The organism is Collinsella aerofaciens, assembly GCF_015554145.1.
Taxonomy (GTDB): domain Bacteria; phylum Actinomycetota; class Coriobacteriia; order Coriobacteriales; family Coriobacteriaceae; genus Collinsella; species Collinsella aerofaciens_AA.
The window spans coordinates 26107-52171 of record NZ_JADNHZ010000022.1; the positions used below are offsets into that span (position 1 = coordinate 26107).

Annotated in this window: 26 protein-coding genes; 2 read left to right on the forward strand and 24 right to left on the reverse strand. The window is 61.6% G+C overall.

The features are described from left to right. Window positions 1-61: 61 nt before the first annotated feature. The 17 genes from agaV to I2E13_RS08940 all read right to left on the reverse strand — a co-directional run bounded on the left by agaV (window position 62) and on the right by I2E13_RS08940 (window position 16937). Window positions 62-544 carry a PTS N-acetylgalactosamine transporter subunit IIB gene (gene agaV / locus I2E13_RS08860; RefSeq protein WP_089572404.1) on the reverse strand — a complete coding sequence of 161 codons (483 nt, stop codon included), beginning with the start codon at window positions 542-544 and terminating at the stop codon, window positions 62-64. A 36-nt stretch (window positions 545-580) separates the two neighbouring features. Next, window positions 581-862 (reverse strand): preprotein translocase subunit YajC, encoded by a 282-nt coding sequence (gene yajC, locus I2E13_RS08865; protein ID WP_117583566.1) that lies wholly within the window; start codon window positions 860-862, stop codon window positions 581-583. Beyond that, the gene (locus I2E13_RS08870) at window positions 862-1305 is read right to left on the reverse strand and encodes a PTS sugar transporter subunit IIA domain-containing protein (RefSeq protein WP_117564748.1); all 444 of its coding nucleotides are present in this window, start codon (window positions 1303-1305) and stop codon (window positions 862-864) included. Before I2E13_RS08870 ends, yajC begins: the two co-directional genes overlap by 1 nt. A 629-nt stretch (window positions 1306-1934) precedes the next feature. Beyond that, the gene (locus I2E13_RS08875) at window positions 1935-3038 is read right to left on the reverse strand and encodes a hypothetical protein (protein WP_195404855.1); all 1104 of its coding nucleotides are present in this window, start codon (window positions 3036-3038) and stop codon (window positions 1935-1937) included. A 126-nt stretch (window positions 3039-3164) separates the two neighbouring features. After that, window positions 3165-4250 carry an isocitrate/isopropylmalate dehydrogenase family protein gene (locus I2E13_RS08880; protein ID WP_089572410.1) on the reverse strand — a complete coding sequence of 362 codons (1086 nt, stop codon included), beginning with the start codon at window positions 4248-4250 and terminating at the stop codon, window positions 3165-3167. 6 nt (window positions 4251-4256) lie between these two features. Further along, window positions 4257-4955 (reverse strand): HEAT repeat domain-containing protein, encoded by a 699-nt coding sequence (locus I2E13_RS08885; RefSeq protein ID WP_117564743.1) that lies wholly within the window; start codon window positions 4953-4955, stop codon window positions 4257-4259. 15 nt (window positions 4956-4970) lie between these two features. After that, complete coding sequence (locus tag I2E13_RS08890; protein WP_195404856.1) at window positions 4971-5399, reverse strand: hypothetical protein; 429 nt, start codon at window positions 5397-5399, stop codon at window positions 4971-4973. Between the two features lie 5 nt (window positions 5400-5404). Next, window positions 5405-6484 (reverse strand): NAD(P)-dependent oxidoreductase, encoded by a 1080-nt coding sequence (locus tag I2E13_RS08895; RefSeq protein ID WP_195404857.1) that lies wholly within the window; start codon window positions 6482-6484, stop codon window positions 5405-5407. Window positions 6485-6582: 98 nt separating this feature from the next. Further along, window positions 6583-7536 (reverse strand): DegV family protein, encoded by a 954-nt coding sequence (locus tag I2E13_RS08900; RefSeq protein WP_117637062.1) that lies wholly within the window; start codon window positions 7534-7536, stop codon window positions 6583-6585. Between the two features lie 79 nt (window positions 7537-7615). Then, the gene (gene hpf, locus I2E13_RS08905) at window positions 7616-8200 is read right to left on the reverse strand and encodes a ribosome hibernation-promoting factor, HPF/YfiA family (RefSeq protein WP_055285508.1); all 585 of its coding nucleotides are present in this window, start codon (window positions 8198-8200) and stop codon (window positions 7616-7618) included. 317 nt (window positions 8201-8517) lie between these two features. Then, window positions 8518-9528 carry a substrate-binding periplasmic protein gene (locus tag I2E13_RS08910; RefSeq protein ID WP_229057910.1) on the reverse strand — a complete coding sequence of 337 codons (1011 nt, stop codon included), beginning with the start codon at window positions 9526-9528 and terminating at the stop codon, window positions 8518-8520. Window positions 9529-10261: 733 nt separating this feature from the next. Further along, complete coding sequence (locus I2E13_RS08915) at window positions 10262-11371, reverse strand: hypothetical protein (RefSeq protein ID WP_195404859.1); 1110 nt, start codon at window positions 11369-11371, stop codon at window positions 10262-10264. A 10-nt stretch (window positions 11372-11381) separates the two neighbouring features. After that, window positions 11382-12188, reverse strand: a complete 807-nt coding sequence (locus I2E13_RS08920) for a ComF family protein (RefSeq protein ID WP_271817631.1) — start codon at window positions 12186-12188, stop codon at window positions 11382-11384. 102 nt (window positions 12189-12290) lie between these two features. Beyond that, window positions 12291-13991, reverse strand: coding sequence for a PSP1 domain-containing protein (locus I2E13_RS08925; protein WP_195404860.1), 1701 nt, complete (start codon window positions 13989-13991; stop codon window positions 12291-12293). Then, window positions 13982-15109 (reverse strand): DNA polymerase III subunit, encoded by a 1128-nt coding sequence (locus I2E13_RS08930; protein WP_195404861.1) that lies wholly within the window; start codon window positions 15107-15109, stop codon window positions 13982-13984. Before I2E13_RS08930 ends, I2E13_RS08925 begins: the two co-directional genes overlap by 10 nt. A 1-nt stretch (window position 15110) precedes the next feature. Then, entirely contained in the window at window positions 15111-15794 is a 684-nt protein-coding gene (gene tmk / locus I2E13_RS08935; protein WP_195404862.1) for a dTMP kinase, read from the reverse strand. A gap of 231 nt (window positions 15795-16025) precedes the next feature. Then, entirely contained in the window at window positions 16026-16937 is a 912-nt protein-coding gene (locus I2E13_RS08940; RefSeq protein ID WP_195404863.1) for a serine hydrolase, read from the reverse strand. Window positions 16938-17282: 345 nt separating this feature from the next. On the opposite strand from I2E13_RS08940, the gene I2E13_RS08945 reads away from it, so the two are divergent. Then, complete coding sequence (locus I2E13_RS08945) at window positions 17283-18326, forward strand: zinc ribbon domain-containing protein (RefSeq protein ID WP_195404864.1); 1044 nt, start codon at window positions 17283-17285, stop codon at window positions 18324-18326. A gap of 151 nt (window positions 18327-18477) precedes the next feature. Here the strand turns inward: I2E13_RS08945 and I2E13_RS08950 are convergent, their stop codons facing one another. From I2E13_RS08950 to I2E13_RS08980, 7 genes are all read right to left on the reverse strand, one after another. After that, window positions 18478-21072, reverse strand: a complete 2595-nt coding sequence (locus tag I2E13_RS08950) for a DNA topoisomerase I (protein ID WP_195404865.1) — start codon at window positions 21070-21072, stop codon at window positions 18478-18480. A 54-nt stretch (window positions 21073-21126) separates the two neighbouring features. Continuing rightward, complete coding sequence (gene hypB / locus I2E13_RS08955; protein WP_006235936.1) at window positions 21127-21810, reverse strand: hydrogenase nickel incorporation protein HypB; 684 nt, start codon at window positions 21808-21810, stop codon at window positions 21127-21129. Between the two features lie 55 nt (window positions 21811-21865). Further along, window positions 21866-22222 (reverse strand): hydrogenase maturation nickel metallochaperone HypA, encoded by a 357-nt coding sequence (gene hypA, locus I2E13_RS08960; protein ID WP_117565013.1) that lies wholly within the window; start codon window positions 22220-22222, stop codon window positions 21866-21868. Window positions 22223-22228: 6 nt separating this feature from the next. Next, window positions 22229-23020, reverse strand: coding sequence for a twin-arginine translocase subunit TatC (gene tatC, locus I2E13_RS08965; protein ID WP_055285525.1), 792 nt, complete (start codon window positions 23018-23020; stop codon window positions 22229-22231). Further along, complete coding sequence (locus tag I2E13_RS08970) at window positions 23020-23613, reverse strand: twin-arginine translocase TatA/TatE family subunit (protein WP_195404866.1); 594 nt, start codon at window positions 23611-23613, stop codon at window positions 23020-23022. The genes tatC and I2E13_RS08970 overlap by 1 nt, the downstream gene beginning before the upstream one ends. A gap of 153 nt (window positions 23614-23766) precedes the next feature. Then, complete coding sequence (locus I2E13_RS08975) at window positions 23767-24081, reverse strand: STAS domain-containing protein (protein ID WP_089572422.1); 315 nt, start codon at window positions 24079-24081, stop codon at window positions 23767-23769. A gap of 51 nt (window positions 24082-24132) precedes the next feature. Further along, a complete protein-coding gene (locus tag I2E13_RS08980; RefSeq protein ID WP_195404867.1) occupies window positions 24133-25437 on the reverse strand; it encodes an aminotransferase class I/II-fold pyridoxal phosphate-dependent enzyme in 1305 nt (434 codons plus the stop codon). A gap of 150 nt (window positions 25438-25587) precedes the next feature. Between I2E13_RS08980 and I2E13_RS08985 the strand changes: the two genes are divergently transcribed. After that, window positions 25588-25842 carry a hypothetical protein gene (locus I2E13_RS08985; protein WP_022093864.1) on the forward strand — a complete coding sequence of 85 codons (255 nt, stop codon included), beginning with the start codon at window positions 25588-25590 and terminating at the stop codon, window positions 25840-25842. Window positions 25843-26065: the final 223 nt, after the last annotated feature.

Below are 26065 nucleotides of genomic sequence, written 5' to 3' on the forward strand. Positions count from 1 at the left end.
CACTTTGGATATCACGTACAGAACGTCAGGGTTTCACTCCTGACAACGTGGATCACGAGGATTACGAGAAGAGCTTGCTCGTGTCCTCAACAGGCGTGCTCGGAACGCGCCTGATCTCCAACTCCACCCCCAATTCCTGCAGCTCTTTAAACGCAGCGACATCCTCGTCGTTAACTGCGACGGAGGTGGCGACTTGGCGCTTTCCTTCCGACATGTGCATGTTGCCGATGTTTACCTTCTTTATAGGCACACCGCCCTTGACGAGCGTAAGCACGTCTTCCGGTGTTTCGGCCACGATGAAGATCTTCTGGCGCGGGCTCGCCTTGCCAATGACGTCGATGGTCTTCTGCAGGGAGAAGAAACGCGTAGCGACGCCGGCGGGAGCGGCCATCTTCATGAGGTTCTGGCGCATGGTGTTGGTCGACACATCGTCGTTGGCGACGAGGATGAGGTTGGAGCCCAGGGTGGAGTTCCACTGGGTAGCGACCTGACCATGGACCAGTCGGTTATCGATGCGGGTAAGAAGAATGTTGGGTTCTGCCATGTTGATCAGCTTCCTTTCGTTATTTGCTGACGACAGTTACTTGATCTCCTGAATCGCGTAACGCGAAACATCTACGACGGCACCGGATCGGACTTTGATCTGGACCTTTTCGCCTTCGATGCCCTTGACGGTTCCGTAGATACCGCCGGCGAAAAGAACCTCCTGACCCGGCTTGAGCTCGGTGTGCAGCTCCTTGAAGTACTTCTGCTTCTTCTTCATGTTGATTTGCGACCAGATGGTGTAAATCAAGCCCATGATGACAAGCAGGCCTAAAAGGGCGACCGAGGAACTCAGAACACTGGCTCCGAAATCGGCCATTAGATGCCGTCCTCGTCGCCGAAGATATCCTCTTCCTCGGCACCAGCGACGGAAGCGACCGTCTGGGCGGTGATGCCCGTCTGGCCAACGGTCACGGCCTGCTCGCCAAGCTCGGCGAGCGTGGCGTTGCCGCGGAGGAACAGAAGCTCAATAACCATGGGAAGGTTAGTTCCAGTCAGAATCTCGACGTTGTCGACATCCTGGGCAATCATCATTGCCTGGTTGAACGGGGTACCACCAAGCAGGTCGGTAAAGACGAGCACGCCATCGCACTCCTCGCGCATGGCGGTAATAGCGGCGCGGAGATCCTCACCGTAGGAAGCAGCCTGGTCGCCCTCAAAAGGAACGACGGTAAAAGCGGGCTGGTCGCCAGCGACCATAGCGATAGCGCTTGCGAGGCCGGGTGCGAACTGTCCATGACCGGTAAGAATAAAGCCAACCATTCAAATTTCCCTTCCGAAGGTGTGTACGATCTGAGTCCGATGATGTTCGGAAGCCAGCGGGCGGGTGCCCTTAAAGCTTCTTGGAAAGCGTTCTTTGAAGACCAGTGGTTTCTCAACTGGTAGTAACCACGTGACGTGTTGTTGTCACTATATCACCACAGAAGAGGTTGCTTTCGTTGATTCATACAGTAAAACGTTTTTGTACCGTTCACGGCGAAAAATCGACCGTTTACCGCTCATTAACACTTCTACCTGCGGTTTTGAAACCGTTTCGAAATGATTTGACGAAAGATCGGAACTTTTTTCGTGTCTAAACAACGCAGGGTGGCTAAAAATGGCGTGTAGAAAAATGCAGGTCATTGTGAAGATTTGTGAATTGGTCTTTTTGACTTAATACCAGTTAGAACCAGTTTCGATATTATCGGTGAACGGTAGTTTTCGACCGTTCACCGATAATTTGCAATCGTTTACGGCCGTTTTCCCGGATGAATTGAGGATACCCGATGAAGCACTTGCGCGGGCGCAAGTCCTATCCTAGTGGTTTCGGTAACAAAATGCCCGCTAGAACGTTGTCGTTCTAGCGGGCTTAATCAGGTAGATCGGTTAGCGCGCAGTAGTGCAGACAGATCTTACGCAAACAGGCCGTAGATGCTGATGTTGGCCTTGGCGTAGAGACCGTTAGCATACTCGGTCCACTTGGAGCTGGCGCTCGAAGCCTGCGAAGAGTACTGCTGATAGGCGGTGTAATAGGCAGTCATGGCCTGCTTATAGGTCGCGCTATCGGCCGTAAAGGCATCGTCGGCGAACGCCTTAGCGTAGGTGCCATCGGCGTCCTTCCAGGTGCCCTTCTCGCTATCCCACTCGTCGCCGGCAAGGTTGATGATGTAGTCGGCGTAATCCTTGCTCGCGGTCTCCTCGTTGCCGTCAGAAGGCTCGGTTGGGGCGGTCGGCATGCTTGCGGAGCTATCGCCCACCTTCTTCTTGTAGAGCTTCTGCAGCGTCGCGGACTGGCGGACGATCTGCTTGGCCTGGTCCTTGGACACGCCATACTGCGTGGCCATGGTCTTGTAGTCCGAAGTGCCGATGGAATCCTCGGCGTACTTCTTCATCTCCTTAGAGGAGACGGTAATGCCCTCGTCCTCGGCGGCATCGAGCAGGATCTTGTTGCGCACGTAGGACAGGATGACATCGGCAGAAGGAGCGGTGTAGTTGCCATCGCTATCCTTGACGGTATCGAGGCTGTACTGGCTCTCGATGGCCTCGCGCGCGGTGATGTCGCTCTTCTTGCCGTTGTAGCTATAGCTTGCCACGGTCGAATCGAGCTGGTCCTCGGTCAGGGTCGACGAGCCGACACCCTTGCCGCCAAAGCCGCCATCGCCAATAAAGAAGCCGACCACGGCAGCGATAACGACGGCAACCACGAAGGCGGCGATCATCGTCTTCTTGTGCTTGGATGCGTGGTCGTCTTCGTCGGAACCCAGGATATCGTCGTCCTCATCTTGGGCCTCGGGCATCAAATTCTCGTCAGCGGCATCCGCGGCAATCTGAGCCTCCAGACGGGCGTCCTCCTCCTCGGCCGTCGTGCCGGCGGCAATGTGCTCGGCAGACGTGCCGGCGACCAGGTCGATCTTCTCGTCCTCGTCACCGTCGGGGCCTTCGCCGCGCTCGATGATCTGGATACCGTCGATCTCGTCCTTCTCGTCCTTCTCGTCCTTCTTTTGAATCAGACCCATATCAATTACTCCTTGTTAGGAAACATAGTCCCCAATAGAATACGCCCGACGAGGCGCCGGGCGTATTCATTCTTAGGTTATACGCAAACACTTAAGTACTATTTAGGCGTTTGCAGCGTGCGTGCCTTAGGCCAGGTGCGCGATAACGGCATCGGCAAAGGCCTGCGTGCCCACGGCCCCCTCGACGGAGCCGGTCTGAGCACGACGCACGTCACCGGTAACCTGCTCGCCCTCGTCAAGCGTGGCGGAGACGGCGGCGCGAATGCGGTTGGCGGCGTCGTTCTCGCCCAGGTGATCGAGCATCATCGCAGCAGAGAGAATCTCGGCCGTGGGGTTGGCGACATCCTGGCCAGCGATATCGGGCGCGGAGCCGTGCGTAGCCTCAAAGATTGCGCAGTCGGCACCGATGTTGGAGCCGGGTGCCATGCCCAGACCGCCCACCAGGCCGGCGCACAGGTCGCTCACGATGTCGCCGTACAGGTTGGGCAGCACCAGGACATCGAAGTCGTTGGGGTTTTGGACTAGGCCCATGCAGGTGGCGTCGACGATCTTGTCGTTGAACTCGATATCGGGATAGCTGGCGGCCACCTTGCGCGCCACGCGCAGGAACAGGCCGTCGGTCGCCTTCATGATGTTGGCCTTGTGCACGGCCGTCACCTTTTTGCGGCCGCAGCGGCGGGCGTACTCAAAGGCATACTCCACAATGCGACGGCTCTTGGCGATGGAGATCGGCTTGATCGAGATGGCGGAATCGGCGGCGAAGGTCTTTTGGCCCGAACGCTCGACGAGCTGTGAGAGCTCCTCGACCTCGGCAGCGCCCTCGTCGAACTCGATGCCGGCGTAGAGGTCCTCGGTGTTCTCGCGCACGATGACCAGGTCGACGTCGCGGAAGCGCGAGCCGTCGCCCGGCTGCGACAGGCAGGGGCGCACGCAGGCGTACAGGTCGAAGTGCTTGCGCAGGGCGACGTTAACGCTGCGGAAGCCTGTGCCGACCGGCGTGGTGATGGGGCCCTTGATGGCAACCTTGGTCTCGGCGACCGCATCGAGCACATGTTGGGGCAGCGGCGTGCCAAACTCGTCCATGACGCCGGCACCGGCCTCCTGGACGTTCCAGTTGATCTGGACACCGGTGGCCTCGACCACGCGGCGCATGGCCTGCGTAATCTCGGGACCGATGCCGTCACCGGGAATCAGGACTACATCGTGCGCCATAATCTGTTACTCCTCGTCTTCGGCGTCGTCAGATTTTTTAACGCTAGCACGCTTCTTCTTTTTGGAGAGATCCAGGCCAAAACGTTTAACAAGCATTTCGCAAATCTCGCTCGAACGCGCCTTGAGATAGCTGCCCTTGCCGTTCTCGGCATCGAACTTAAGGCGCAGCGCAAGCTTCTCGGCAACCTCGGCGTCGATCTCGCCCTGGCAAAACTCGTACAGGCAACCGAGCATGTCGCGATACTCAAGGTCGCCGTGGTAGCACTGGATGGCCTCGTCCAGGATGGGCCAAGCCTCGCGCGAACGCTCGACACTCGTGGCGCCCCACACGCACAGCAGGCGGAAGGCGGCATAGCGCAGCGTGGAGGAGATCTCGTCGAACAGTGCGGTCTCGGCGCCCTCAAAGGCATCGCCCAACTGCTCGGGGCAGGTGGTGGCGAGCGCCGTCAGGGCATCGAGGGCCTCCCAGCGGGTCTGCGCCTCGGGGCGGTCGAGCGCCTCGATCAGCGCGGGTACGCAGGGCACGACGCGCTGCGGATCGCGCTCGGCAAGCAGGTGCAGCACGCGGGCGGCAAACTGGCGGATGCGGCGCGTGGGGCAGCCGAGCTCCTGGACCAGGCGGTCGACGGCGTTCTCGTTCTCCTCTGCCAGCTGGAGCTGTGCCAGCTCCTCGTCGGTGAGCTGTTCGTCTTTATTTTCTGCCATAGTTACCTCTTCTTACTATTTCTTAGCATGCTTGCCAGCACCCTTGCTGTCATCGGTGACCGAGATGAGCTGTCGGTCGGCCGCGCCATTGCGACGTGCACGGCGGCGTTCCTCGGCATCGCCCGCGTCGGCGGCGGCGCGGTGAGCCTTGTTGACGTTAAAGACCTCGTCGTGCTTGCGCCACGGGCCGACGGACTCGCCAAAGCTCATCTTAAGGCCGGCGATAAAGCCGCCGAGCCAGCCGATCGGCGCAAACTGCACCAGCGGGAACAGCGAGAACACCCAGGTCAGCAGGACGACTGCCGCCGCACCCGCAAAGTTGGCGGTCCAGTAGTCGCGCTTGGTGATGACGCGCTTTTCGCAGGCCCACTGGCCGCACAAAAAGCCAATGTAGATCGCAAAGAGAAAGAGCACCAGCGCAAGCACCACGAACGTCCAGCTCATGAGCGCTACTCCTCGTGATGGTGGCCGCAGCAGCACTCGTGGCCGTCATCGTGGCCGTGACCGCCACAGCACTCGTGGTCCTCGCCGTGATGGTGGCCGCAACCGCACTCATGCTCGTCGCCGTGCTCGCCGCACCCGCAGCCGTCCTCGTGGGCACCGTGCTCCTCGGGACGATACTGCGACCAGTCCAGACCGGCGGCGATGGCGTCGGCTTCCTCCTTGTAGAGAACCGTGATAGCCTGGGTGCCCAGCTTGGCACCACCGATGGCGTCGAGCATGTCGTAGAGCGTAAAGGCGACGTCGGCGCCGGGCAGCGCAAGCTCGCGGTCGTCGGCATAGGCGAGCGCCAAGCGCAGGTCCTTAATGAAGTGCTCGACCATAAAGCCGGGCTTGTAGTCGCCGTCGAGCGCCTTGGGGGCTAGGCTCTCCATGGCGCCGGACTTGCCGGTACCGCCCAGGATCATCTGGCGGGTCTTCTCCAGGTCAAGGCCGCTCAGCTCGGCAAATGCCATGGCGTCGGCCATGCCGACCATGCAGGCGCCCAGCGACACCTGGTTGGCGAGCTTGGCAGCCTGACCCTTGCCGGCGCCATCGAAGCAGCAGATGGTTGCCGCAAAGGTGGAAAGGATATCGCGGACCGGGGCGATGTCGTTCTCGGTAGCGCCCACGATAGCCGTGAGCGTGCCGGCGATAGCTCCCGACTCGCCGCCGGTGACGGGGCAGTCAAACGCCATGCGACCGGAAACCTGGGCGGCCTCGGCAATGTCGCGCGCCAGCTCGGGCGAGCTCGTGGTGAGGTCGATCAGGACCGCGCCGGACTTGGTGCACGCGAGCAGACCGTCGCCCGCCAGGTAGAGTTCCTCGACCTCGGAGGGATAACCCACCATGGTAAAGACAACGTCGGCGTTCGCCACAGCATCTGCCGGCGTATCGGCCCAGACGGCGCCGCGCTCAACGAGCGCTGCAGCCTTGGACTTGGTGCGGTTGTTGACCGTGACGGGATAGCCGGCGTCCAGAATGTGGCCGGCGATGGGGGCACCCATAATTCCGGTGCCGATAAATGCGACAGAGAGCTTGTTTGCCATGAAACCTTTCCTTTTGGGTTGGGTGTTATTACCAGGTTGAATACTCGGTGCCAGCGTTTGGGCTGTGAGTCGAGGGCGATTACGGACGCAGCGCTTGCCTACTGACCGCGCACGCGGCGGGCGATACGGTCGGAAAGCGACGCCTTGTCGGCGCGGTTCTTACCCCAAAACGCGCAGGCCACCATGCCGGGGCCCACGTGCGAGCCGATGGTGGGACCCACGGAGCTGCGAATGATCGTGACGTCGGCGCAACCCTCCTCCTTGCGGATGGCGGCTTCGAGCCAGTCGCCGTCCTTCTCGGCATCGGCCGTCATGATGGCGATGGGCATGGTACGGTCGGGCACGTAGTTCTCGCGGAACGACTTGAGGATGGACTTGAGCGCCTTCTTGCGGCCGCGGTTGACGCCGATCAGCGACAGCGAGCCGGCAAGGTCGTAGGAAAGCTCGGGCTTGACGTCGAGTTTTGCCGTGAGCTGCGCCGCCGCGGGCGGAATGCGGCCGCCAGCAGCCAGTGCGTCGAAGCTCTCGAGCGTAAAGTAGCCGTGAACGTAGGTCTTTGCCTCGTTTGCCCAATCGACCAGCTGCTTGGCGGTCAGTCCCGCCGAACGCTGGCGCACGGCCTCGAGCGCCAAGAGTGCGCCGGTCGCACAGGGCAGAGCGTTGTCGACCACGTAGAGCTCAAAGTTGGGATACTCGGCGCGCACGGCATCTGCCGCCTGGCACGCGGAGTTGTAGCTCGACGACAGTGCCGAGGTAAAGCACAGGTAAACCGTGGGCGTGCCCTCTTTGGCGCACTCGGTAAAGAACTCGATATAGCGACCGAGCGACACAGCCGAGGTGGACACGCGGGCACCAGCGCGCATGCGGTCGTAGAACTCCTTAGGGCTCATGCTCGACCAGATGTCGTCCGTGCGCTCCTCGCCATCGATAATGAAGGGGAAACCCAGGATATCGACATCAAGGTTCGCGGCGACCTCGGGGCTAAAGTCGCAGCAGGTATCGACGACGATGCGGCAACGGTCCGAATGACCGGCGGATGCGGCCTTGTCCATCAAAGCGACTCCTTACGTAAAAAGGCGGCCACCCGCATGGGATGGCCGCCAACCGTTAACTCATGCAAGTTAACGTATTTTACTCGTCAAGTGTTTCGATGCGGGGCTTGATGATGCCATATCCACCATTCTTACGGTGATACACCACATTGATGAGACCGGTCGTCGCGTTCTCGAACACGTAGAAGTCGTGGCCCAGCAGATCGGTCTGCACCAGCGCCTGCTCCTCAGTCATCGGGGTGACATCGATGACCTTCTCGCGGACGAGCAGGTCGTCGTCCTCCTCGGGCAGCAGCAGGTCGGCCAGATCCTCGACACGCTCGACCGGTGCAACATCCGCTGCGCTGGCACCACCCTGGCGGTTGTCCACGACCTTGGTCTTGAACTTGCGCAGCTGGCGGGTGACCTTATCGGCGGAGAGGTCGATGGCGGCGTACATATCTGCACCGTGCTCGGCAACGCGAATCACCGAACCGCGGGCACGAACCGTAACCTCGACGATTGCCGGGTTGGGGTTCGAGGGGTTCTTCTCATAGCGAAGTACAACGTCGACCGTCATGGGCTCGATATCGAAAACCTTGAGCGCCTCGCCGATCTTCTCATCCACATGCGCACGCAGAGCATCGGTTACCGTCGTCTTGCGTCCAGAAACCTTGATATCCATACGTGGCTCCAATCTGCCTCGGGGACTTACTGTACTGGCTATGTACCCATTGCCGTGCATTTAATCACGCGGATTCCCAAAGACCCGAATAACGATTGCTTGATACCGCATACCGAAGTCTCGCACTTTTCTGTGGCAAAGTGCGCTATAGGAGGGAGCCGGCGACTTTGTATTTGGTCCCGAAAATTGGCTTTGACCTGCTGGTTTTATAGAGATGAAAAAGCCGGGCTCCCCTATTGGGGAAGCCCGGCAGTGCGTGTTGAGACCGTGAAGAGGCATCTCTCCTAGCGCATAGGAGACGCCACCCCTAGCAATAACTAGCTATTAAGCTTGTTAATGTCGTCGTCGGTGATGGTGTCTTCCTGGCTGGACGATTTGTCTTCGGAGGGTGCGGTCTCATTGTTGGAATCGGAGGATTCGCTGCCGGAGGATGCGGAGCCAGACGACTGAAGGTTGACACCAGATACTGTCTTAGTGGTGAGGTCGTAGGGCATCGTGCCATACCAGACGCAGTGGACTGCCTCGAGCGTACCGTCGACCGTGATGCCGTCGAGGGCATCGCTCACGGCACGGCACAGTTCGTCATTGGACGAGAGGCCCGCAACACCAAGCGTCGAGGGCGCCTCGAGCGCACCGACATAGGAGATCTCGCTCATCAGGCGTGCAAGGTAGCCGCCGGCCGTGGAGTCGCAGATCACATAGTCGACTTCGCCGGACTCGAGCGCCTCAAAGCACTCGTTGATGTTGGAGTAAGTCTTTTGGTTGGCGGTGATGCTCTGCTTAGCAAGCGCCTCCTGCGAGGCCGAGGACATCTGGATACCCAGAGTAGACGTGTTAAGGGTATCGGTGGAAACGCTTAGCGACCCACCATCGCTGGTTTTACCGAACACGGAAGCGGCATCGTACAGGCAGGTGCCGAGCGAGCTAACGTCCCCGTCCGTAGAGTTGATCTCGCCGATAAAGATATCAGCCTTTTTGTCGCCGAGCGCGGAACCTGCCGAGGACGCATCGACAAAGGCGACCTTAAGGCCCATGCGGCTTGCGAGGGCGCGGGCAGCGTCGACTGCATACCCCGTGAGCTCGCCGTCAGCGCCCTGCATGGCCTGCGGCGCATCGGAGGTATCGAGGGCGACCGTCAGGGTACCGGGAGTGACCAGGGCATCATCCGACACCGTGGGCGTGACGGTCTCGTACTCGATCTGGTCGATCGTGGGAGTCGTGAACGTAGACAGCGGGTTGAACGCGCATCCGCTCAGGCCCAAAACGGCGATGACCGCTGCGGTCCCAGCACCTAACCGAGACGCGTGCATCAAGCTGCCCCTCACCATGTCCACTACCCTGCCTTCTGTGTCGTATACGATCCGTGCGTCGCGCGGAATATCAGATTGTTCCCACCAGCTGACCTGGTATTTGACCCCACACTTGCGCACCGGGGTGTTTGCTCGGGAGGCCGCAGCCACCTTCACGACTGGCCCGCTCGCCCGCGAGGCGGTATTGCCCCAAAGAAAGTAGAACGGACGGTGCGGCTTACATCTAGGACGCGCCATGATCGCGCCGCGCGCACGCGGTCGCTTACGTGGATCCCTTTGACCGCGTCTGTCTTGGACTAGGACGGGCGTTTCGTCCGTCCGCAACCACAGCCTGGTAGGAACGTAGCGCATTATAGCTAAGTTCAAGCTAAAGTTTAAGGTTAGGGGCGTCATTCGCATCGCGAGTACAGATTTCGCAGGTCGGAGTGGGCTATTCGTGCCCCTGTGAAGCCCGGAGCTCCCCCTATGGGGAGCTCCGGGGCACCCTTCCTAGGGTGCTGTGGCCAAAAAATGGCAAATATGAGTACTGTCACCAATTTAGTAACAGGCAATTTTGGCCTCTCGGACAGATTATGCGCTCAGTGTCGCCAACCTGATGCTTAGTTATTCTACATTTGTTTATTATCTTCTTACTTTATGACGCCTCCGAGTCCTAAATTCCTTGATTTTGCTGTTACTGATTTAGTGACAGTACTCATATTTGCTATATTTTGGCCAGGGCATATGATTAACCCCCTATTTTCGACGTGAATTAGACCGGCTTAAGCCCAAAACACGCCCGCAGCGCGTTAAGCAACGCCTCTTGCTTCTTCCTGCGGGCATCGACACGATTCCGGTACCGCTTACCCATACGCTGGTGAATGCGCCATGCGAGCGCTTCCATCGCCTCCATGTCGCAGAGCATTTCGTTGTTGACCGTCGCGACCTCGATTCCCATAGCAATCAAGCCCGTGTTACGTTTTTCATCATGGATACGTCCCCTCCGGGAGGAATGGCCCAGTTCACCGTTGTATTCCAGGTCAAACCGGGCTGCTTCCTGATACGCATCGCAAACTGCATGCGGCATCCCCGAGATTGCCTGCGCGCGGTCATCGAACTCGATCTTGTAGTCGGTCTTAAAGGGACCGCAAGCAAATCCGCCATAGGAAAACGGAAGCGAAAACAGAGCGAGCATGATGCACTCCATGGGCGAGAGCAGGTTTTCTGACAGGTAGGGAAACAGACGCAGCAGTTGTTTGGCCACATTCCCCTTGCATGTCGCAAGGTAATCTGCCAGGCGATCGGGCGTCAGCGCCGGTTCGACTTCAAAGTAGCCCACGTCTGCTGGCTGGTCCTTGTCCTTTGCAAGCCTATTCGCAACAGGCGAGGTGTAGGGAGGCAGATACTTCCCGCGATCGCTCAGTGAAATCTTGGAACACAGTTCCTGGGCCAGGGCAAATGCCTGGATACAGCCGACCTCGCGGGCAACGGCAACACAAAGGGCCTCGGGAGATAGACTGTACACCCCCGGTTCCACCTCTAGAATCGAGCCGGCAGGCAACCCGGAACACACGGACCAGCCCACGCCAGGCATGCGGCGGCGCTGCGCCGCAGATCCCACCAGCAAGCACAGATCTTCTTGCACCTCGCCGCTTTTGGCTCCAATTCGCACCAAGTCGGGAAGATAGATATCCTCGGTCGAGGGCGACGACATGCGCAGCACACGGCGCTCTTCATCGGGATTAAGGTCCTTCCAGCTGATATAGCCCATCTGCCGGCGCTCGGCGCGCATCATGCGCAGCGCTGAAGCGCCTGTTAGGATTACGGAAGCCGCTAGCTGTTCGCCTGTCGGCTCGTTGCGCCGCTCAATCTTCACTGCCACAAAACCACCCCTACCAAACACGTGCGATAGCAAGGCCATCGACTGCCGCAGCGCCGGCGCGCTTGAGCTCCGCCGAGGCTGCTGCCATGGTCGCGCCCGTGGTGATAACGTCATCGATAAGCAGTAGGCGGCGGCCGTGCACGTCCTCAACCGTCTCGTACATGCCTCGGGCACGCTCGCGGCGCTCCTCACGACCGAGTTCGCGCTGGTCGCCATGCCCGTACTTGACGAGAGCATCGAGCAGGGGAACACCCGACAGCTCGCAAAATGGGCGCGCAATAGCCTCCATATGATCAAAACCACGCCGCCGAAACGCTGCCGCTGTCGCAGGCACAAACACCACCGCATCCGCACTGGACAGCACACCTCCTAAGCGTTCGGGCGCTACGATCTGGGCATGCAGGGCGGTGTCGTAGAGCAGCTCTGCCAGATACGACGCCAGGCGTCGCTCGCCCGCGTCTTTGTACGCTTTAATGATCCGCGGCAGCGGATGCGTGTAAACGGCACATGCGAGGCACCGGTCGAGCGCTTCGGCCATCGCCGAAGACGTACCCTCGACCGAGCACTCGGTGCACAGCAAGTCTCCAAACGGGGCGCCGCATCGAGTGCAGCTATGCCGCGGGTCGATGAGTGCAAGCGCCGCCAAGCAGTCTTGGCAAATTAGCGCGCCGGAGCGCTCGCAGCCGGCGCATCGCGTAGGCGACAACGCCTCAAGCGCCTCGTGCGCCGCCAGCTCGGCAAACGGTAGCAATTCGTCCGCAAACGGCAGAATGCCGGCACCTTGCAGGCATCCCAACACGTTCAAATGTCTCTTCACGACACAACCCTCCCTACGTTCGGTCGCAGGGAGGGTTGTTGATTCAGCGCTATGGTACCCCGACGCGTTTGGGGTCAGGCAGGTTAAATCCGCTCGCGGGCGTTATTCACCGGTAGGCGGTTGTGGCGCAGACGAAGACGGGGTCGAACCCTCGCCACCATCTTGACGCGGCTTGCGGGAACGACGACGGCGACGGCGCTTCTGGCCCTGGTCGGCCGAACCCTCGCCACCACGATCTTCGCGCGACTCGCGTTCGTCGCGAGCAGCGCCGCGCGCGGCCTTGGCAGCCGCCCCTCCGCCATCTCCAGGGCGCCGACGTGTGACCTTGACCTCGCCATCCGAGACCTGATCGGCCACGGAGGGCACCGAGGGCTTTTGCTGCGTGCCCGAGGAATGGCGGCGGCGCGGACGCGGGGCGCGCTCGTCATCGTTGCGCTGCTTGCCACCCTTGTCGGCAGGCGTATCGGAACCCGAACCACCCTTGGGGGCGGCACCGACTTCGCGAGCGGCTGCGGCGCGGAAGGCGTCCTCGCGCTCCTCGCTCGACAAATGGCGGCGGCGACGGCGCGTGGGATTCATGCCACCGCCGCGGTTTTGCTGCTGAGGCTGCTGGGCCTCGCGCTCGCGGGAGGAGTTCTTGCCTGCGGGAGCGGCCTCGCCGGCATCGCCCGCACCCGAGCGCTTGCGGCGGCGACGTCCACCGGCAGCCTCCTCAGCCTCGGGTGCCTCGGCCTTGCCGCGGCCCTTACCGCGGCCGCGACCCTCGCCCTGGCTCTGACCGGCACGGGTATCGGCGTCCGCATCGCGACGGCGGCGCTTGGGCATCGTCGTCCCCGCCAGACGGTCGGCGCTCGACAGGCCATCGCCCACGTCGACGCCGTTCTCGCGGTCGAGCTCCATAAGCGCCAGGCGCATCTCGGGCGACTCGATACGCTCGAGCACGTCACGCGTCACACAGTCGGGGCGGCAGTTGCAGCCCTGCTCGGCGGCCTTCTTTTTGCAGCCCTCAGAGCAGGTCATGTCGGCCAGGTTGACCTTAAAGACTTTGCCGTTCTCCAGGCGCAACACCAGCTGCTCACGCGGGGTGTCATATTCCTGGATGCGTGCCTTGCCAAGCGGCGTATCGATCAGCGTCTTCTTTTTGGGCGCGCGGCTCTTAAAGTCCTTGTACGCCTCGAACTCGTAGCGCAGGCAGCACATCAGGCGACCGCAGACGCCGCTAATCTTGGACGAGTTGAGCGGCAGGTCCTGCTCTTTTGCCATGCGGATCGAAACCGGCTCAAACTGTCCGCCAAAGCGTGTGCAGCAGAGCTCCTGGCCGCACTGGGCATAGCCGCCCACCAGGCGGGTCTCGTCACGCACGCCAATCTGGCGCATGTCGACGCGAATGTGCAGCGTCGAGGACAGGTCCTTGACGAGCTGACGGAAATCGACGCGTTCCTCGGCAGCAAAGTAGAACACGGCCTTCTCGCCGCCAAACAGGTACTCGACGCCGACCGGCTTCATCTCGAGGTCGAGCTCCTTGACCAGGCGGCGGAAGTCGACCATGGCCTCGTCACCTTGGATAGCCAGGTCGTCGGCAAGCTGCAGGTCGATGTCGCTCGCCACGCGCAGCACGGGCTTGAGCGGCTGACCGATCTCGTCTTGCGGCACCTCGAAGGGATCGGCCGTGACCAGGCCGATCTCGGTTCCGCGCTCGGTAGAACAAATGGCATAATCGGCCTCGAGGATATCCAGATCCTGTGGGTCGAACCACAGGTCGCGCGAGGCGTAGGTAAACTTAACGGGTACGACTAACGGCATTTCAGTGCCTTCCTGATATCGAACAGCATGACCTCGATGGCCAGCTGGGGAGTAACGTTTCTGGCGATGTTGCGCTCAGCGGTGGCAACCGCCTCGAGCGCCTGGGTGGCACCCGCAACATTCGTCGCCGCGGCAAGCCGCCCGATCGTGTCGCGCATGTCCTCGTTCACAACGTCTGCCGCCTCATCCTGAAGCGTCAGCAGCACATCGCGCATGAGCGTCCGCGCGCTCGCCAGCGCTTCCATGATACCCGAACGCTCGCGCGCGTTGAGTTCGCGCTTGTTGCGGTCCTCAAGCTGCTTCAATGCTCCACGCGACAGGTAGTCGGCGTTTTGCTCGAGCACCTTTTCCTGCGTGGACTTGACCTCGGCGAGCGGCGCCTTGACGGCGACGATGAGCGACTTGGCGCGACTGAGCGCATCGGCCTCATCGGCGGCGATGAGTGAATCGATGGCGCGAACCATCTGACGGCGGGCGTCCTGGCGCTCGGCGCTCTTGAGGAACTCGATGCCACGCGTGGGGCTTCCCGCCACGGCAACGGCCATACGGCAACGCGCAGGGTCCTGACCGGTGGCACGGCTCACGGCCTGCGCGGCCACAGCGGGCGATACCAGCCGAAACGGCACGCACTGGCAACGACTCACGATAGTGGGCAGCATCACGTCTGCCGAGGTGCCCAGCAGGATGAACATGACGCCCTCGGGCGGCTCCTCGAGCGTTTTGAGCAGTGCGTTGGCGGTGTTGGCGCGCAGTTGCTCGGCACGATCGATGATGTAGACCTTAGCCTTGGCGCGGATGGGCGCCAAGGGCACGTCGTCGAGCAGCTCGCGGGTCTGCGCGATGAGGTAGCCCGTGGCGCTCTCGGGCGTGTAATAGTGCACGTCGGGATGCGTATGGCGCGCGACGCGCACGCAGCTGTCGCACGAGCCACAGCCGTCCCGCTCGCACAGGAAGGCTTGGGCGAGCGCCCATGCGGCGTCGAGTTTACCGGCACCGGGCGCGCCCAAAAACAGGTAGGCGTGCGATGCACGGCCGCTTGCGATGGCATTGGTCAAAAAGTCGCGCACGCGTTCCTGGGTGTCGAGCTTGGCGAGCAGGCTTGCCTGAGCGGGGGCCATGTTACTCAGCCTCCTGGGCAAGCGCGGCGGCGACGGCATCCTGGGGGATGTCGAGGCCGTGCGCACGAACCAGCTCGACCGTCTGCGCGAAGACGTCTGCAATCGACGCAGTGGCGTCGATGAGCTTTACGCGGGCGGGCTCCTCGGCAGCAATGGCACAAAATCCCTGGTAGACGCGCTCCTGGAAGGCCATGCCCTTGGCCTCCATGCGATCGGCCGCGCCGCGGGCCGCCATGCGCAGCGCCGCCTGCTCGGGCGTGATGTGATAGACGAGCGTGAGCGCCGGATGCGTACCGGCGACAGCCAGGTTGTTGGCATCGCGTACCATCTGACGGTCGAGGCCATCGGCAAACGCCTGATAGCAGGTCGTGGAATCGTAAAAACGGTCGCACAGGACCACCTTGCCGGCAGCGAGGGCGGGCGCGATGACCTCGTGCACCAGCTGGGCGCGCGCGGCCTCGTAGAGCAGCAGCTCGCAGGTGTCGCCCATTGCCGTATTGGCGGGGTCGAGCAGCAGCGCGCGAATCTTTTCGCTGATGGCGGTGCCGCCCGGCTCGCGCAGAGTTACGACCTGATAGCCAGCGAGGTCGAGCGCGCGGGCCAGCAGGCGCGCCTGCGTGGATTTGCCGGCGCCGTCGACGCCCTCGAGCGTGATAAAGCTATGTTGAGCGGGCTCAAAAGCCATGAGCGCAGCCCCTTCCTACAAGGCGCGTAAATGCAGATATATCAACCAAGTCATGATACCCCAGGGGCAGGCGCGCCCCAAATCGGACCTAGTCATTGGGGCGGCAGTTAGGGACATTCCTAAACTGCCGGCCGAAAAGGAACGTCCCCCAGTGCCGACCCTCTAAGTTGCGGTGAAATGGGGACTGGATACGCCTTCTAACAGCAAATACAATCCCTATTTCACCGTAAGTTAGGAGTGGGCGCGGGCATAGATAGCGGAGGAGATGTCGCGCTCCAAGGCCAAGGCCTGCTCGCGTTCGAGGTCTTGGGTGAGGATTGCCAGCACGTAAGGGCGCTCGGCGTAGACGATTGCGGCATCGTGCTGAGCATTCGGCAGGCTGCCCGTTTTGTGCGCGACCAAAACGCCGCCGGGAACGCCCTCGACAATACCGCGCGCGTCTTCCTGCGCCAGCAGATATCCGCGTGCTCGCTCGCACAGCTCAGGCGTCGCGATTGTCCCCGCCGCCAGCCGTTGCAACACGGCCGCAGCATCACGGGCGCTCGTATAGTTCTCGCGACCTTGTGCCTGGGCCTCGGCATCCATCATCAAACGAGCGAGCACGGTCTGGGTCAGCCCCAATGCGGCACACGTTTCGTTGACCGTATCCATGCCAAGCCTGCCGATAACAAGGTTCGCTGCCACGTTATCGCTCTGGGCGATCATAGCGTGCAGCAGCTCGTCAATACTGTACGACACACCCGCGCCGCGCGACTGAATGTTGCCGCTGCCGCCCACGATATCCTGTTGCGTTACCGTTATCTGCTCGTCGAGGGACAGCTCTCCCGCCGTCACGGTCTCGAGCGCACATGCGAGAATGGGAAGCTTGATGATGCTTGCCGCCACACGTCGCGCGTCCGGCGCCACAGCGACTTCACCATCGAGCGACGCGAACGTTTGAGGGTCAAGCGCCACAGCATAGACCGAGGTAGACCCACTATATGGCTCGACAAGGGCTTCGATATCTTGCTGAAGGCCGGCAATCCAAGAAGCCCGGGAGACAGCTTCCGTCTTTTGAGTGGACGGATGATTCGCCTTTTGTTTGGCAGGGACAGCAGAGCCCTCAGCCTCGTTGCGGCGCGCAGCACAACCGCCGAGACTCATCACCGAGGCAAGCGCTCCCGTCAACATCCCGGCACAAAACACCCGACGCGAGCAATCGCACACAGCGAGGGGCGCATCCCCCGGCGGGAACCGGAACGCCTCCACGTTGTCGCCGCCACCCCGACCTTGCTCGCCGCAGTACACAGACTCACTCCCCACCATCGCATTCTACCGAGCCGTCGATAAACGGCCGCGCCGGACACCCAGCACGCCGCACTCATTGTGACGCATACGACAGGGCTTGCGCGGCACGACTATCCTCACATAACCAGTTGGGTCGGCGCGGCCCAACCGCACCTGAACCACCTTATAATCTAGCCAACACATCGAATGGAAGGAACCATCATGCCCCGGTTTTGTACCCATTGCGGCAAGCTTCTGAAAGACGACGAGCGTTTTTGCACCAGCTGCGGAACGCCGGTAACCGATGATGGCCAGGCTTCTCAGTCGCAAGAGGATGCGCAGGCAGCCGAACATGCCGCCGCGCCCGATGCCGCCTTCGACACCGCCGCGACCACGGTTCAGTCTGCGCAGCAGCCCACGGCGGCTCAGCCCCAGCAGGCGGACGTGACCGTGCAGTCCGCCCATCAGCCCATGCCCGCTCCCCAGCCCGAAGTCGGCACGACGCAGCAATGGGCGACGCCAGCCGGCTCCGCGCCGCAGCAGCCCATGCCGACCGCCGCTCCGCAGGCCGGCGCCCCCGCTGCTCCCAAGAACAATAATGCGCTGCTCATCGGCATTATCGCCGCGCTAGTCGTCGTGATTATCGCGCTGGTCGTGTTCTTTATGATCAAGCCTTTCGACAAGGGCGCCGATGATACCAAGGGCACGACGATCGAAAAGGTCAAAATCGACCACGACGACGATGACGTCTCCGTTAAGGGCGACCCCAACAAGTTTGACGATGATGACGATGACGCCGACGATGACGACGCCATCGGCGAGCAGAACGTCTACGACCAGCTGAGCTCCTACTACAGCATGCTCTCCGATTTTGATCAGCAGGTTCGCGACTGCGCCACCACGTTTAACACGTACTATCTCAAGGATGACCGCAGCTCGCGTCAGTCGGCCAGCGATGCTGCCGAGGCGCTCGAGGATCAGATCGGCGACCTCAAGGACGAGGTCGAGGACCTGGACGTTCCCATCGACTCGCAGAACTACAGCTCGTGGAAAGACATCATCACGCTCTACGACGACTTGGAGAACCGCATCGACGTGATTTGCGATGCCTGGGAGATCAGCCTTGAGTACTCCAGCCCCGCCAACCACAAGGACGAGATCGTGGCGCCGCTGGCGCGCGACAACGTAGCGGGCACCAACGACAACAAATACCGTCTGGACTTTGAGGACCGCTACCCCGGCGCCGCACCCGTCGAAGTGAAGTAATCCCAACAACTGATCAAAACTTGCGGTGAAATAGGGATTAATTAGACCTTTTACCAGCAAAAACAGTCCCTATTTCACCGCAACTTAGAAGCGGGGCCGGGCGCGCATTTGCATTTGCGCGCCCGGCCCCGCCGTGTCTATATGTGCTCGATTACTTGTCGGCGGCTGCTTTCTTGGCAGTCGACTTCTTCGCGGTCGACTTCTTGGCGGCAGCAGCTTTCTTAGCCGTCGTCTTTTTGGCCGCCGTTGTCTTCTTCGCCGTGCTCGCCTTGGTTGTGGTCTTGCGACCGCGGGCGGGCTTCTTCTCCTTGGTCGGGCAGTCCATGTTGACGCAGATACGCCACGGACCGCGCGCCGTGTTGACCACCACGATGGGGGCGCCGCACTCGGGACAGGTCTCGCCCGTCGCCTCGAGCTTGCCACGCGCCGGCAGCGGATAGCTCACGCCGCAGTCATCGTAGTTGGTGCAGCGGATAAAGCGCTTGCCGCTCTTCTCGCTCTTGTGCGCGATCAGGTCGCCATGGCGTCCGGCCTCGGCACACACCTTGCACTCGCCCACTTTAAGGTCGGGCTCGTAGTTGGTGGGGCACGTCGGGTTCACGCAGATCTCGAAAGCCTTCTGGCGGAACGGCTGACACTTGATGCGCGGCGCACCGCATTCGGGGCACACGGCGGCCTCGCCCTCGAGCGGGCTCACCTTGACGCCGCTCGGGACCGGATAGGTCACGTCGCAGTCGGGCCAGCCCATGCAGCCAATGAAGCTGCCACGGGTCTTGGCGCTCGTCTTCATAACCAGGTCCTTGCCGCACTTGGGGCAGGCGCCCACGCGCGCATCAGCCGTGACGGCGTCGCTGATGGCGTCGCCGAGCTCCTGCGTATGCTTGAGCAGCTCGTCGAGCACGCCGGCCAGCAGCGCACGCGAGTGCGTCACGACATGCTCTTCGGTGTCCTCGCCGCGCTCGACGCGAGTCATGTCGCCGTCGAGCTCGCTGGTCATATCGGGGCTCGTTATGCGCGGGGCAAACTGCGTCAGCGCGTCGATGATGGCGATGCCCAGCTGGCTCGGCTCAACGGGATCGTTTTTGAGATAGCGCACGGCATACAGGCGCTCGATGATGCTCGCGCGCGTGGACTTGGTGCCCAGGCCGCGCTTTTCCATCTCCTGCACGAGCTTGCCCTGGCTGTAGCGCGCGGGCGGCTCGGTCTGCTTGGCCTCAAGCTTAATGTCGAACACGTCGACCGTGTCGCCCTGCTCTAGCGGCGGCATCTGCTCGTCGCGCTTGAGTCCGTACGGGTACGCCTCGCGGAAACCCGGGGTCACGAGCACATCGCCCGAAGCCACGAACGGCTCACCGTTCACGTCGAGCTCGAGCTTGGTATTCTCGATGGTCGCGGGACCCATAAGCGTCGCCAGGAAGCGGCGGGCGATGAGGTCGTAGAGCTTGCGCTGGCCGCCATCGAGCGTGGACGGATCGCCTTCGCCCGTGGGGTAGATGGGCGGGTGGTCGGTGGTCTCGACTTTGCCGCGCGTGGGCTTCATGGGGCCGGCGAGTACCTTTTTGCACACGGGCGCCAGCGCCGGGTTGATCTTTGCCAGGTCGCTCACCACGGCGCCCAGATCGAGCGTCGCGGGGTACACGGTGTTGTCGACACGCGGATAGCTGATGAGGCCCGCCATGTAGAGGGACTCGGCGATGCGCATCGTACGCGCAGGCGAGATGCCCTCGGCCGCGGCGGCAGCCTGCAGCGAGGTCGTCGCAAACGGCGTGGGCGGCTGCTGCTTGCGGGAGCGCTTGGTCACCGCGGCGACGGTTGCCGTCGTAGCGCCGTCGACGTGGCCGTACGCCGTCTCGGCAGCATCTTTATCGGTAAAACGTGCCGTCTTGTGCGCAATCTTAAAGCGGTCATCCTCGGCAGCACCCTGAGCGGCACCCATGCCGCGAATCTGCCAATAGTCCTCGGGCACAAACGCCATGCGCTCGCGCTCGCGCTCGACCACCAGGGCAAGCGTCGGCGTCTGCACGCGGCCGGCGGAGCGCACGTTGCCAAAGCCGCCAAACTTGGCGAGCGTCAGGTAGCGCGTGAGCACCGCACCCCAGATAAGGTCGATGTGCTGGCGGCTCTCGCCGGCGTCGGCCAGATTCTGGTCGAGCGAGACAAGATTATCGAAGGCCTGCGTAATCTCGGCTTTGGTAAACGAAGAATACTGAGCGCGGGCGACCGGCAAGTCCGGCGCGACCTCGCGCACCTTGTTGAGGGCGTCCGAGCCGATCAGCTCACCCTCGCGATCGAAGTCCGTGGCGATGATGACGCTGTCGGACTTCTTGGCAAGGTTCTTGAGCGAACGAATGAGCTCCTTCTCGGCCGGCAGCTTAATGACGGGCGCCCAGGTAAGGTAAGGCAGGCTCTCAAGCTTCCAGCCCTTGATGGAGATACCATCGGCAAGGAACGGCTTGCGCTTGGTGTCGTACGGCGGGCGGGCCAGGCCATCGGGCATATCGGCCGGCAACATCTCGCCGTCCTCGGTGACCGAATACCAACCCAGCTTTTTATCGAACAGCACACTGTCGCAAAAATCGGGTGCCAGGATGTGACCGGCAAGGCCGATGGTCACGCACTCCTCGCCCTTCCACTCAAAACGGTAGATGGCGGTGTTGTACACCTTGTCCTTTTTGGGCTTACCCGTGGACAGCCGCTCGGCGATTTGACGCGCGGCATCGTTTTTCTCGGCGATGATGAGCTTCAAAAGAGGCTCCTATCTCGTATCTCTGCGGCTGCGCCCGCCCGTATGGCGGCCGACTTACGCCCTTGCTTGCTCAATCTGCCCGATGAGCCAATCGCACCAGGCATCCATGCCCTCGCCCTTGCGCGCGCTCACGGCAAACCGCGGCGCCTGCGGATTGAGGTCATCGAGTGTCTTAGTATACCTATCCATGTCAAAATCGAAAGCCGGGGCCACGTCGACCTTATTGAGCAGCTGCGCGCCGGCGTGCTGGAAGATGCCCGGGTACTTGATGGGCTTGTCGTCGCCCTCGGGCACCGAGAGGATCATGATGGACAGGTTCTCGCCCAGGTCAAAGTCGACCGGGCAGACCAGGTTACCCACATTTTCGATAAAGATGACGTCGATGTTCTCCAGACCGACGGCCTGGTCGAAGGCGTCGACGGCCTCCATGATCATGTTGCCCTCGAGGTGGCACAGGCCGCCCGTGTTGATCTGGATGGCGGGCATGCCGGCTTCCTTCATGGTAATGGCGTCGACATCCGAGGCGATATCGCCCTCGATGACGGCGCAACGCAGGCCCGCCTTGTCACGCAGGCGCTCGTTGGTGCCCAGAATCGTGGTGGTCTTGCCCGAGCCAGGGCTCGACAGTACATTGATCACATAGGTGTTTGTCTCATTAAAACGCTGACGCAGCTGATCTGCCAAGCGCTCGTTGCGCGACAGAATCGGCGACGCGATATCAATCGTTTTCTCGGCCATACTTAGCGCTCCTTACTTTGGCCCCTTTATACCCCATCATTAGATGGCTAGCGGGCTAATCGTCGGGGGTTTCGATTTCGATACTTGCGATATCGAGCTCGCGGCCGTGCAGCAGGCGCACGTTGGCGCCGCCACACTGGGGGCAGCGACAATGGAAACGGTCGTGCTCAAAGACCTCGCCGCAGTCCAGGCACTCGCTTTGTGGATGGACCTCCTCCACGGCAAGCTCGCAGCCGCGCGTGAGCGGGTCCTCATCGCGAAACGTCTCCCACGCAAAGTCGAGTGCCTCGCGCACGACCTCGGTCATATCCCCGATACGAAGCGTTACCAAAACGGCGCGCGAGGCCCCCGCCCCACGCGCCGCGCGAATCACTGTATCGAGTATGCCGTTGACAATGCCAACCTCGTGCATACCGATTTACTCCTCGTCGTCCTCGTCGTCCGAGAACAGGTCCAGACGGCTCACGAACAGGCCCTCCTTGCCCTCGCGCGCGGTAATGACCACGCGAGCGATGGCGAGCGAAATCTCGTAGAGCGAGAGCAGGGCGCCATACATGAGACCCAGCGTAACGGGCGAGCCGTCGGGCGTAATCACAGCCGAACCCACGAGCAGGCCTACGTACACGTAGCGCCAGGCGCTGCGGAAGGCCGCATAGGACACGATGTGGAAAACGGACAGGTAGAAGATGATGAGCGGCAGCTCAAACGCCACACCAAAGCCGATCATAAAGAGCAGCTCCATGTTGACGTAGTTCTCCAGGTCGGGCAGCGCCGTGGCGACGGCCGAAGTCTCGCCGATGAGCCACTCAAAGCCCGCCGGGATAATGATGAAGTAGCAGAAGATGGCGCCCAGGAAGAACAGCACCGTCGAGGCGAGCACCGTGGGTACGACCCATTTGCGCTCGTTGGGGCGCAGTGCCGGCAGGAAAAATGCCAGAATCTGCCAGATGATCATGGGCGTGCACATGACCACGGCCATCTTGATGGCCAGCGAGAAGCGCAGGCCAAAACCGCCGAGCGTGGTGGTGATGTAAAACTTACCGTCCGGCACAAACGAGCGGATGGGATCCTCGAGGATATCGAGCACCACGGGCGTGGCAAAGTACAGCACGATGGCGGCGGCAAACACCGACACGACCACGATGGTCAGGCGGCGACGGAGCTCTCCCAGGTGATCGAAGAGCGGCATACGCGCAGGTCCGATAGGCATTACTCATCGCCTCCCTTCGGGGCATCGGCGGCAGCAGTCTCGGCAGCGTCCTCGGCCTCGAGCTCGCGAGCGAGCTGGTCGACGACAGCCTTGCGCTTGCGGGGACGGCGGGCGTAGAGGTCAGCCGTCGTGGGCTCTGCCGGCTCGGGCTCGGGCTCCGGCTCTGCAGCAGGCTCGGACTCGACGGCAGCATCAGCAGCAGCGGCAGGCTCTGCACCCTCGGCCTCCGTCTCCTCAGCATCCTCGCCCTCTGCGGCACCCTCACTCGCGGCCTTCTCGGCGGCAAGGCGGGCACGGCGCTCGGCAAAGGTCTCCTTCTTTGCGGGCGCAGCGGCGTCGGCGGCATCATCGTCCGCATCGGAATCGTCATCGACAGCGGCAGCCTTCTTGGGCTTAACCGGCGCCGAAGCGGCCTCGCTTACCGGATCGATAATCTCGGTCTGGACAACCGCCGTCATCTTTTCCTGCGTCTCGCGGAACTGACGGATGGCACGGCCGATCGTGCGGCCCATCTGCGGGAGCTTATCCGGGCCAAACAGCAAAAAGCCGAAGACCACGATGATTGCCAGCTCACCTTCTCCAATACCAAACACACATACCTCCAAGGCTCGATGTGATTCGAGCCCGCACCGCGCCATTCGGCCGGAACTCGTCTATTCATTCGGTCAAGTATAGCGCCCGGACGCCAAAACGTCCGAGCGCATCACAAACATATGCCAAACGGCACGCCCCTTTTGGGGCAGGGATTATGCCGCCGTGATCGAAATCTCCTGGTCGACGCCCAGCAGCTGGACCACGCGCATCACCGGGGGCTGCACGTTGACGCAGCTAAAACGCTTGCCGTGATCGGCTGCGTGGTGCGCGGCGCCCACGAGCACGCCAATGCCCGTCGAGTCGATATAGCTCACCTGGGCAAAATCGAGCTCAACGGCCTCGGTGGGCTGCTCGAGCGCCAGGTCGATGGCGTTACGCAGGCTGTCCGCGTTAGAGATGTCGATTTCGCCGGTCACCTTGATGGTGTAGAGCTCCGGCGTGGGATTGGTGGAAATACCCAAATCCATGTATACGCTCCTTTACGTATCGAAAGTGCGGATAGTACGGGAAGCTGCGCGTTAGGCGCGCTCGGCACGCGCGATCTCGGCAGCGACAAGCTTAACGGCCAGCACCAGTACGTCGAGCGCGGCCTCCAGATCCTCGACCGTGGGATAGCTCGGCGCGATGCGGATGTTGGTGTCGCGCGGGTCCTTGCCATAGGGCCAGGTTGCACCGGCCGGCGTGAGCTTAACACCCAGCTCGGCGCAGAGCGCCGCAACCTTCTGGGCCGATCCCTCGGGGCCATCGAAACTCACAAAGTAGCCGCCGCGAGGATGCGTCCAGGTAGCGCAGCCCGTCTCGCCCAGACCCTCGGTGAGTTTGCGCTCAACGGCCTCAAAGCGCGGGCGCAGGAACTCGGCGTGCTTTTTCATGTGCTCCTTGACCGCCTCGATGGTTGGAAGGAAGCGAACGTGGCGCAGCTGGTTGAGCTTGTCGGCGCTGATCAGACCGGCCTTGAGGCGCTTGGAGAACTCCGCGATGACCGCGGGGCTCGCGCCGATAAAACCGATGCCGGCGCCCGGGAAGGTGATCTTGGACGTCGAGGCAAAGGCCACCACGCGATCCTCGGTGCCCGCCGCGCGAGCGAGGTCAAAGATGTTGGCGAGCTCGTCGGTCTCGTCGTACAGGTCGTGCACGCAGTAGGCGTTGTCCCAGAAGATGCGGAAATCGGGCGCGGCCGTGGGCATCTCGACCAGGCGGCGCACGGTGTCCTCGCTAAAGGTGATGCCCGTGGGGTTGGAATACTTGGGCACGCACCAGATACCCTTGATGGAATTGTCGGCGGCGACCAGGCGCTCGACCTCGTCCATGTCGGGACCGGCCTCGGTCATCGCGACGGGAACGTTCTCGATGCCCAGATCGGCGGTAATGCCAAAGTGACGATCGTAGCCGGGAACCGGGCACAGGAACTTGACCTTCTTGCCATCGTGCGCGGCCTCGTAGGCATCCCACGGCTCGCTGCCGCACGAGCCGCAGCGCCAGAACATGCCGGCAATATCGTGCTCGATCAGCAGGCTCGACGAACCCAGCACGAGCGTCTGCTCGGCGGGGCAGCCTAGGAACTCCCCCGCCAGCTTGCGTGCCGAGGGAATGCCCTCAAAGCAGCCGTAGTTGGAGCAGTCGACGTTGCCGTCGTGCAGATCGGCGTCGGCATTGAGAATATCGAGCATGGGGCGCGAGATGTCCACCTGGGAAGGCGACGGCTTGCCGCGGGCCATATCGAGCGCCAGGCCCTTGGCCTTGACCTCGGCGACCTCGGCCTTGAGCGCCTCGATGGCGGCATCGAGTTCGGTGGTTTCCATCTTCTGGTAGATCGTCTGCATGGGTGCGACCTTTCGCGAAGCGGGACGTTGCAGTTCGTCTAAGTATAGACCGCCACCGCCCCAACGTTATGAAGCCGTGATAGATTAAGTTCATCGCAATGAATTACGACATCGCCGCGCATGCCGGCGCGGGGCGGCCAAGGAGGCACTATGGAGTACGGATCGTTTCAGGCCGAGGAATTCGGCGACCTGCAGCGCTTGGTCGACGGGCTGTTTTACGACCGCCACGCCATCGACCGCCTGGACCTGATCGTACAGGCCGAAATCTTGGACCTGGCGCCCGATCTCATGGAAATCGTCAACCTGCTACCGCCCGGCTATTACGACCGCCAGTCACTTTGCGACCAGCTCAACTCCGCCTTGGCCGCCCACGGCTGGGGCGCCGTCTACGGAACGGTGGAATAAGCCTCGAGGCCGGCAATTTGGCCCGCTTCCCGACCTTGGCGAGGCTTGTTTTAGGGCTTGTGGCCAAAAAAGGGCAAATATGAGTACTGTTACCTTTTTAGTAGCAGCGATTTTTGGTCGAAATCGGCAAAACTCGACTTGAAACTGGTAGCGCACAGAGATGTGGTGTAAGAGGCGGGGCATGCCCCGCCTCCGCCCTTTCTTGAAAGGGAGGGGACACCGC

What these genes read in the sequence shown, in the direction of transcription:
- agaV (WP_089572404.1), bottom strand. Translation starts at nt 544, where the DNA reads ATGGCAGAACCCAACATTCTTCTTACCCGCATCGATAACCGACTGGTC.
- yajC (WP_117583566.1), bottom strand. Translation starts at nt 862, where the DNA reads ATGGCCGATTTCGGAGCCAGTGTTCTGAGTTCCTCGGTCGCCCTTTTA.
- I2E13_RS08870 (WP_117564748.1), bottom strand. Translation starts at nt 1,305, where the DNA reads ATGGTTGGCTTTATTCTTACCGGTCATGGACAGTTCGCACCCGGCCTC.
- I2E13_RS08875 (WP_195404855.1), bottom strand. Translation starts at nt 3,038, where the DNA reads ATGGGTCTGATTCAAAAGAAGGACGAGAAGGACGAGAAGGACGAGATC.
- I2E13_RS08880 (WP_089572410.1), bottom strand. Translation starts at nt 4,250, where the DNA reads ATGGCGCACGATGTAGTCCTGATTCCCGGTGACGGCATCGGTCCCGAG.
- I2E13_RS08885 (WP_117564743.1), bottom strand. Translation starts at nt 4,955, where the DNA reads ATGGCAGAAAATAAAGACGAACAGCTCACCGACGAGGAGCTGGCACAG.
- I2E13_RS08890 (WP_195404856.1), bottom strand. Translation starts at nt 5,399, where the DNA reads ATGAGCTGGACGTTCGTGGTGCTTGCGCTGGTGCTCTTTCTCTTTGCG.
- I2E13_RS08895 (WP_195404857.1), bottom strand. Translation starts at nt 6,484, where the DNA reads ATGGCAAACAAGCTCTCTGTCGCATTTATCGGCACCGGAATTATGGGT.
- I2E13_RS08900 (WP_117637062.1), bottom strand. Translation starts at nt 7,536, where the DNA reads ATGGACAAGGCCGCATCCGCCGGTCATTCGGACCGTTGCCGCATCGTC.
- hpf (WP_055285508.1), bottom strand. Translation starts at nt 8,200, where the DNA reads ATGGATATCAAGGTTTCTGGACGCAAGACGACGGTAACCGATGCTCTG.
- I2E13_RS08910 (WP_229057910.1), bottom strand. Translation starts at nt 9,528, where the DNA reads ATGGTGAGGGGCAGCTTGATGCACGCGTCTCGGTTAGGTGCTGGGACC.
- I2E13_RS08925 (WP_195404860.1), bottom strand. Translation starts at nt 13,991, where the DNA reads ATGCCGTTAGTCGTACCCGTTAAGTTTACCTACGCCTCGCGCGACCTG.
- I2E13_RS08930 (WP_195404861.1), bottom strand. Translation starts at nt 15,109, where the DNA reads ATGGCCCCCGCTCAGGCAAGCCTGCTCGCCAAGCTCGACACCCAGGAA.
- tmk (WP_195404862.1), bottom strand. Translation starts at nt 15,794, where the DNA reads ATGGCTTTTGAGCCCGCTCAACATAGCTTTATCACGCTCGAGGGCGTC.
- I2E13_RS08940 (WP_195404863.1), bottom strand. Translation starts at nt 16,937, where the DNA reads ATGAGTCTCGGCGGTTGTGCTGCGCGCCGCAACGAGGCTGAGGGCTCT.
- I2E13_RS08945 (WP_195404864.1), top strand. Translation starts at nt 17,283, where the DNA reads ATGCCCCGGTTTTGTACCCATTGCGGCAAGCTTCTGAAAGACGACGAG.
- hypB (WP_006235936.1), bottom strand. Translation starts at nt 21,810, where the DNA reads ATGGCCGAGAAAACGATTGATATCGCGTCGCCGATTCTGTCGCGCAAC.
- hypA (WP_117565013.1), bottom strand. Translation starts at nt 22,222, where the DNA reads ATGCACGAGGTTGGCATTGTCAACGGCATACTCGATACAGTGATTCGC.
- tatC (WP_055285525.1), bottom strand. Translation starts at nt 23,020, where the DNA reads ATGCCTATCGGACCTGCGCGTATGCCGCTCTTCGATCACCTGGGAGAG.
- I2E13_RS08975 (WP_089572422.1), bottom strand. Translation starts at nt 24,081, where the DNA reads ATGGATTTGGGTATTTCCACCAATCCCACGCCGGAGCTCTACACCATC.
- I2E13_RS08980 (WP_195404867.1), bottom strand. Translation starts at nt 25,437, where the DNA reads ATGCAGACGATCTACCAGAAGATGGAAACCACCGAACTCGATGCCGCC.
- I2E13_RS08985 (WP_022093864.1), top strand. Translation starts at nt 25,588, where the DNA reads ATGGAGTACGGATCGTTTCAGGCCGAGGAATTCGGCGACCTGCAGCGC.